At 69.4% G+C, this 6,762-nt stretch carries 9 protein-coding genes and 1 pseudogene; 4 read left to right on the top strand and 6 right to left on the bottom strand.

Annotated features, from left to right (window positions below; all coding sequences use genetic code 11):
* A pseudogene (locus VKG81_RS21505) lies at positions 1 to 251 on the top strand (hypothetical protein); the annotation flags it as partial.
* Positions 252 to 254: 3 nt separating this feature from the next.
* On the opposite strand, the gene VKG81_RS08910 reads toward VKG81_RS21505, so the two are convergent.
* Complete coding sequence (locus tag VKG81_RS08910) at positions 255 to 941, bottom strand: GAF and ANTAR domain-containing protein (protein WP_324395564.1); 687 nt, start codon at positions 939 to 941, stop codon at positions 255 to 257.
* 325 nt (positions 942 to 1,266) lie between these two features.
* Between VKG81_RS08910 and VKG81_RS08915 the strand changes: the two genes are divergently transcribed.
* Entirely contained in the window at positions 1,267 to 2,061 is a 795-nt protein-coding gene (locus VKG81_RS08915; protein WP_324395565.1) for an adenylate/guanylate cyclase domain-containing protein, read from the top strand.
* 14 nt (positions 2,062 to 2,075) lie between these two features.
* Here VKG81_RS08915 and VKG81_RS08920 read toward each other — a convergent pair whose 3' ends face one another.
* Together VKG81_RS08920 and VKG81_RS08925 are read right to left on the bottom strand one after the other, a co-directional pair.
* Positions 2,076 to 3,503: an MFS transporter gene (locus VKG81_RS08920; RefSeq protein WP_324395566.1), complete on the bottom strand. Its 1,428-nt coding sequence runs from the start codon at positions 3,501 to 3,503 to the stop codon at positions 2,076 to 2,078.
* Positions 3,504 to 3,507: 4 nt separating this feature from the next.
* Positions 3,508 to 4,335, bottom strand: coding sequence for an alpha/beta hydrolase (locus VKG81_RS08925; RefSeq protein ID WP_324395567.1), 828 nt, complete (start codon positions 4,333 to 4,335; stop codon positions 3,508 to 3,510).
* A gap of 86 nt (positions 4,336 to 4,421) precedes the next feature.
* On the opposite strand from VKG81_RS08925, the gene VKG81_RS08930 reads away from it, so the two are divergent.
* Positions 4,422 to 4,982, top strand: coding sequence for a TetR/AcrR family transcriptional regulator (locus VKG81_RS08930; protein ID WP_324395568.1), 561 nt, complete (start codon positions 4,422 to 4,424; stop codon positions 4,980 to 4,982).
* Positions 4,983 to 4,991: 9 nt separating this feature from the next.
* Here the strand turns inward: VKG81_RS08930 and VKG81_RS08935 are convergent, their stop codons facing one another.
* Genes VKG81_RS08935 through VKG81_RS08945 form a run of 3 tightly spaced genes read right to left on the bottom strand, consistent with a single transcriptional unit; the run spans position 4,992 to position 6,342 of the window.
* Positions 4,992 to 5,582, bottom strand: coding sequence for a GNAT family protein (locus VKG81_RS08935; RefSeq protein WP_324395569.1), 591 nt, complete (start codon positions 5,580 to 5,582; stop codon positions 4,992 to 4,994).
* Positions 5,579 to 6,025, bottom strand: coding sequence for a hypothetical protein (locus tag VKG81_RS08940; RefSeq protein ID WP_324395570.1), 447 nt, complete (start codon positions 6,023 to 6,025; stop codon positions 5,579 to 5,581). Before VKG81_RS08940 ends, VKG81_RS08935 begins: the two co-directional genes overlap by 4 nt.
* A 26-nt stretch (positions 6,026 to 6,051) precedes the next feature.
* Positions 6,052 to 6,342, bottom strand: coding sequence for a hypothetical protein (locus tag VKG81_RS08945; protein WP_324395571.1), 291 nt, complete (start codon positions 6,340 to 6,342; stop codon positions 6,052 to 6,054).
* A 63-nt stretch (positions 6,343 to 6,405) separates the two neighbouring features.
* On the opposite strand from VKG81_RS08945, the gene VKG81_RS08950 reads away from it, so the two are divergent.
* Complete coding sequence (locus tag VKG81_RS08950; RefSeq protein ID WP_324395572.1) at positions 6,406 to 6,621, top strand: Rv1535 domain-containing protein; 216 nt, start codon at positions 6,406 to 6,408, stop codon at positions 6,619 to 6,621.
* The last annotated feature ends 141 nt before the right edge of the window (positions 6,622 to 6,762 follow it).

Raw genomic sequence — 6,762 nt, forward strand, 5'->3', positions numbered from 1 at the left:
ATCGCACATGTCGACGGCCCGGAGTTCGTACTGACCGGCAAGTGCTGGCCGAGCATGTTCCGGGTGCGTCTGGACCCCGTGCCCTGAGCTTCTTCCAGAAGACCACCGGAGCTCACGGTCCCGGGCATGCTGGTGGCATCCATCTGATCAGCGGAGTGCGCGACCCGGCTGCAGGCTTTCCGCTCGTGACCGGGGTGGATGACGCCCACGAGCGCCGCCTGGCCAACCGGGCGGTCGCGGTCGGCGCGTGACGACTATTCGTCGCGGCTGTCGACCACGCGCTGGGCGATCTCGACCAGCCGGGTGTTGCTGTCCTGCGAGAGCCGTCGCATCATCTCGAACGCCCGGATCGCGTCGACTTTGTAGACCTGCATGATGATGCCCTTCGCCTGGCCGATGAGATCACGGCTGGCCAGCGCCGACTCCAGCTGCTCGCCGTGTCGGCTGGCCAGGATGGCCGCGGCCGCGTGAGCGGCCAGCACCGAACCGATCGCCTCGGCCTGGGAGGTGAACACGTTTGCCGTATCCGAGAACAGGTTCAGCGCGCCGGCGGTCTGCGCGCTGGTGTACAGCTTGAACGACAGCGCGCTGCGTATCCCGAGATCGAAGACCGCACGGGAGTAGCGCGGCCACCGCGGCTCCTTCTCGAAATCCTCCGTCCTCACGATCAGCTCGTCGACAGCGGCCTCCAGGCACGGGCCTTCACCGAACGTCTCCTGCAGCAAGTCCAGTCGCTGCGCCAGAGCCGAAGTCCCGGCATGGGTCTCGAATTTGCCGCCCCTGGAGATCAGCAACACCGCTGCCTCGGTCACACCCGGGATCAGTTCTCGTGCCGCCGAAGTGACCGTCTCCAAAACTTCCTCGGCGCTCCGGGGCGCAGCCACCTCGCGGGCGAGCTGGGCCATCCGCGTGGCCAGGAAATGCCCCAGGTCTTCGTTCATCCGACCAGCCCTCTCGAAATCTCCGACTTCACGCAGTCTCGCTCAGCGCTTCCGTTGACGCCAGCGAAAATGATCGGGCCGCAACACTGTTGATGGTCAGCATTACGGATCTTTCGCAAAAATCCTGGTGCCGGCGGCTCGGCGTCGGCAATCAGCAGGTGGCCTACGTCCTGTCGACCCGGACACATCACCGCGGTCATTGCCGCGCACGACCGGGCGCTGCGACTGCTACCCCGGGGCCACCAGCTCACCGGACGATTGACGATGATGCTCATCATGGTCGGTTGCACCTTCACAGGTCTGTACCTGCTCCTCGGCGGCTGATATGAGCGACGTCGTTCTGTGGACGGTCGCGGCGGCGGCCGGCGCCGAGGCCGTCGGCCTGATCATCCTGTGGGTGCTACTGCGCCGAAGCCGACGGGAGGCGGCCGACCTGCGGCGCCGGGTCGACGGGCGGCAGCGGCTCATCTCGGGCGGTCGCGAGGCGGTCAAGACCGTCTGGCAGACCGCAAACCTGGTGCGCACGCAGGGGTTCGGCGCGGCGGTACGGAGCTCGATCGAGGAGCTGGCGGACTGGGCCGAGGTCGAACGACCGGACCTGGCGCGGCTGGCGCCGGACGGCAACGTCGCGATCCTGTTCTCCGACATCGAGGACTCGACCGCGTTGAACGAGCGCATCGGCGACCGTGCCTGGGTGAGGCTGATCGACCGTCACGACAAGCTGGTCCGCAGGCTCGTCGACGAGCACTCCGGCCACGTGGTCAAGAGCCAGGGTGACGGATTCATGGTCGCGTTCGCGCGTCCCGACCAGGCCGTCGGGTGCGCCATCGACGTGCAGCAGGCGCTGTCCGGCGGCGCAAGCAGAGCGCGAGACGGAAACATCCGGGTTCGGATGGGCATCCACATGGGCAAGTCGGTGCGGCGCGGCGACGACCTGTTCGGACGCAACGTCGCGATGGCCGCGCGGGTGGCCGCCGAGGCCGACGGCGGCGAGATCCTCGTGAGCGAGACCGTGCGCGAGGCCGTCGGCGAGGAAGTGGCTTTCGGCGAAGGACGGGAGGTGGCGTTGAAGGGGTTTCGCGGCGCCCATCGCGTCTACCCGGTCGACCTCGCGGCCTGAACCCTCTTCGCGGCTCACCCGCCGGGCGGCGCGGTGATCCGATCGCGGCACCGCGCCAGGTCCTCGGGCGCAACGGGTTCCGGTCGATCCTCGGGGTTGCGGATGCCCACGGCCGAGACCAGCCCGCCGACCAGAAACAGCGCCGCGGTGACCAGCGCGATCCGACGGAAGCTGTCGTAGTTCATCGCGCCCCGGGCGATCACCCCGGCGGACGCGACCGCGATGAGCCCGGCGATCCGCGACACCGCGTTGTTGATCGCCGAGCCGATGCCGCTTTGCGACTGGTCGACGGCCGCGAGAATCGCCGAGGTCAGCGGTGTCACGGCGATCGTCATGCCCAGCCCAAGGACCACCAGCCCCGGCAGCAGCTGCGTCCCGAAGTCGAACGCCCCCTTCTCCGGCCGCAGCAGCAGGAAGCCGACGCAGGCGAGAAGCGGACCCACGGCCATGAAGGCGTGCGGGCCGAACCTGGCGGAGAGCGCGCCGACGCGGCTCGCGAGCAGGAACGACAGGACGGGCAGCGGCAGCGTCGCCAGCCCCGCCTCGGTCGCCGAGAACCCGGCCACCTCCTGGGTGAACAGCGCGACGATCAGCATGCCCATGGACACACCCGCGTAGATGAACAGCGTCGCCAGGTTGCCCACACCGAAATTGCGGATCGCGAACAGGTGCATCGGCACCATCGGATGCGGCGAGCGGAACTCGCAGGCCACGAACAGGGCCAAACTGATCAACCCGAGTGTCAGCGCGGAGGCGACCGCGGGGTGCCGGAAACCCAGCCGCTGCAGTTCGATCAGCGCGTAGACGGTTCCGGCCAGGCCGGCGGCGGCCAGCACAGCCCCCGTGATGTCGATCCGCACCCGATCGGTGCGGCGGTCCCCACCGGCCAGCCCGACCGACAACACGAACGTGATCACGGTCGGGATCGCCGACAGCACGAATATCCATCGCCAGCTCAGCAAGTCCACGGCCAAACCGCCCAGCAGCGGACCCAGCACGAACGCGGTGCCGGTCCACGCGGTCCACGTCCCGATGGCCCTGGGTTGCTCGTCGCGGCCGAACGTCGAGTTGATCAAAGCCAGCGAACTGGGCACCAGAAACGCCGCGCCGAGGCCCTGAACCAGGCGACCGACGATCAGCACCGCAGCCGACGGGGAGGCGGCCGCCACCACCGATCCCGCGCCGAACGCGATGAGGCCGAAGCGAAGCACCGGCACCCGGCCGAACACATCCGAGATCGAGCCGGCAAGCAGGATCAGCGCCCCGAGCGTCAGCAGATAGGAGTCGACGATCCACTGCTGCAGCGTCAGGCCGCCGCCGAGGTCACGGCCAATCGCCGGCAGGGCCAGATTCACGACCGACCCGTCGAGGAACGCCACGAAAGAGGCGAGAATCGCGACCGCGAGCACCCGCCGCTGGCGGGCGCCGGCGCGGGTGGTCACACGGTCAGTATCGTCCCCGCCACCCTCGGCAACGCTCTGCGGATGCGGCGTCGACGCGCTGCAGGAACGGCTCCACGAACGCAAGGAAGCCCTGCGGGTCGGAGGAGAACACGACGTGCCCGGTGTGCAGCACCGCCAGCCCCGAGCCGGGGATGGCGCCGTGCGTGGCCCGGCCCATCCGCAGCGACAGCGAGGGATCGCGATCGCCCCAGACAATCAGCGTCGGGGCGACGATGCGGTGTGCGTCCCCGCGCAGGTCGTACTCCGGTGTCGCGAAGCTCCGCCACAGCGACGCGGCCGTGGCCACGCCGGCATCGGTGCGGGCGCGCGCCCTCGCCCGCTCGGCGATGCGCCTGTCGCCCGGCGTCCGGGCGCGCAGGTAGGCCCGCACGAACCACGGCATGATCAGGCGGGTCAGCCTGGGCGTGCCCATGAGCCGGCAGAACGCCCTGGTGAACACCGTGTTGGGGACGAAGCCGCCGGTGTTGACCAGCACCAGGCCGGCCACGAGCGCGGGGCGCGTGATAGCGAGCCGGGCCGCTGCCGAGCCGCCGACCGAATTGCCGATCAGGACAAGTTCCGTGAGCCCCAACGCGTCGACGACGTCCTCGAGCACGTCGGCCAGCAGCGGCCCGGTGATGCCGGCGGCGGGCCCCGATTCACCATGGCCCGGCCAGTCCACCGCGATGACGCGGTGGGTGCGCGCGAGCCGGTCGACGACCGCGTCGAAGTCGTGGCGGTCGTGCAGGGTGGCATGCAGGAGCACAATCGGCCGGCCGGTCCCGGCGTCGGTGTACGCGATCTCTCCGGTGCGGGCTGTGAGCGTCGGCAAAGTCGCCTCCATTTCATTGACCGGTCGGTCGGTCAACTCTAGCGCGTTGCCGGGGTTGGCGGCCAGGGGGTCTTACGCTGCAGCACATGGGCACCAGACAGGCCGCCGCCGCCCGCACCCGGATGTCGTTGATCGACGCGGGGCTGCGCCTCGCGGAGCGGACCGGGTTGAGCGGGCTGTCCATCAACCTGCTCGTCGAGGAAGCGGGCGTGTCCAAGGGAACGTTCTTTCACCACTTCGGCGACCGCGCAAGCTATGTGCTGGCATTGCACCGCGAGTTCCACGACAGGCTGCTCACGGAAATCGAGGAAGCCACCGAAGGCCTCAGACCCGGCCGCGAACGCCTGGCCGTAGCGGCCAACACGTATCTGGACGGGTGCCTGCGCAACCGAGGTGTCCGCGCGCTGCTGCTCGAGGCGCGCGCCGACCGGGTGATCGCCGATGAGATCGGGGCCCGAAACGCCAGCACTGCCAAGGTGCTACGGGCCGACTTCACGGCGATGAAATGGCCCCATCCGCTGGAGAGCGCCCAGCTGTGGGTCGGCATGACCGCCGAGGCGGCGCTTCTGGAGCTGACGGCGGGCAGGCGCAGCCCCGCCGTGCGCGCCGCGTTGAAGAACTTCACCTACAAGGGTGCTGAGCGGTGAGCGTGCGGATCAGCGACGCCCGAGCCGGAACTCGAGGCTGGTGCGCACCGCCGGCCATTCGATGTCGAGGATCGAGTACACGACGGTGTCGCGCCGCGACCCGTCGGGCAGCAGTTGATGGCTGCGCAGGATGCCGTCGAGCTTGGCGCCGAGCCGTTCGATGGCCGCGCGGCTGGTGTGGTTGAAGAAGTGGGTGCGAAACTCCACCGCAACGCATCCGAGCGTGTCGAACGCGTGCCCGAGCATCAGCAGCTTGCACTCCGCGTTCACCCCGCTGCGGCGGGCGGATTCCGCGTACCAGGTCGCCCCGATCTCCAGCCTGCGGTTGTCGGCGTCGACGTTGAGATAGCTCGATGAGCCGATCACCTGTCCGTCCAGCCGGCGAACCACGAACGTCAGCCCACCGGCCGGCTGCAGTGCAAGCATCCGTCGCACCCAGTCGCCGGCGGTCCCGGGCGACGGCGCCATCGTGAACCACAGCCGGCCGGGGTCGCCGTCGGCGGCCGCGGCCGCGATCCCGGCCACGTCGCCGTCGGTCAGCGGCTCCAGCCGGACGAACTGACGACCCGCCAAGACCACGGGCTCGACGAACCGGCTCAATGCGCCACCTGCGCCACCGAGCGGGCCGCCACCAGGGACGCGATCACGGCCCAGATCGAAAACACCACGGCCCCGACCACTCCGGCCGCTCCGATGTAGAGGCCGTAGCCCGCCGCGACGGGCGGCTTGACGTTGAGGTGGTAGTACCACACCGTCAGCAGTGCGAGCAGCGCCGAAATGAGCAGCGCCGCGACCGCCGCGAGCCGGGCCGCCAGGCCCCGCGCGGTCATCGCACCCGCCACGATCAACGCCGAGGCGAGCAACACAATCAGCTGCCCCGCACCGAATCGCGGCGGCAACACCAGGCTGCCGAACGTCCCGCCGATCGCGCTGGCGTGCCCGCCGCCGCCGACGTGGGTCGTCAACCACGGCAGCCAACCGCTGACCGCGACCACGGCCCCAGACAACACCACCAGCCAACCGGGGCCCCAGCGCCGGATCATGCTGGCACACTAGCGCGCCGGCGGTGTCAGGCTTCCTCGAGCGCTTCGCCGAGCTCGTGCGCCATCCGGCTGTGCTGGTTCTGCGCCAGCGCGTGGCCCGCGCAGAGAACCAGCGCGACCGGCCACTCGATGACCTCCGCGACGGCCAGGGCCGCCAGCGCACCGTAGAACGCGAGCTGCTCCGGACGTGGTACATGGACTCGGCCGACCACGGGAAGATCCATCGCGAAGCTCTCGGCCTCGCGGATGCGTTCGACCGCGTTTCGGTGGGTCGTTTTGGGACCCGAATTGGTCTTGGGACCCGAATTGTTTGCCATTGGTCGCCTTCCGGTCATGTCGTATTCGATGTCTGGACGAATGCCTTCCGCACAGTCGGGGGTATGTCACGTGAGGGCGTATTCGGCTCGGACCCGTTGACCGACGCCGTTTCGCGAGTGCTCGTCCTGCCATTGCGGGAGCTGTACGCGCTGCTCTGGCGCGCGGGCGTGGTGCACATCGTCGAGGGCACGGCGGCATCTTCCGACGAGCCCCTGGTGAGGAGCCGCGGCACGACCGCAGCAGCCGCGGTGGCGACTGCGGCTGTTCCGAGTGCCTGAGCCCAGCCGACGGGTCCAAGGGGCGTGCTGCCCAGGAGTTGGCTCACCACGGGCGTGCTGACTACCGCAGCCAACACCAGCAGCGACCCGACGGCGGTGGACACCACCAGAGGGCTGTGCGAATCGAGCAGGGTCTGGCCG

This window comes from Mycobacterium sp. (genome assembly GCF_035314905.1).
Taxonomy (GTDB): Bacteria; Actinomycetota; Actinomycetes; order Mycobacteriales; family Mycobacteriaceae; genus Mycobacterium.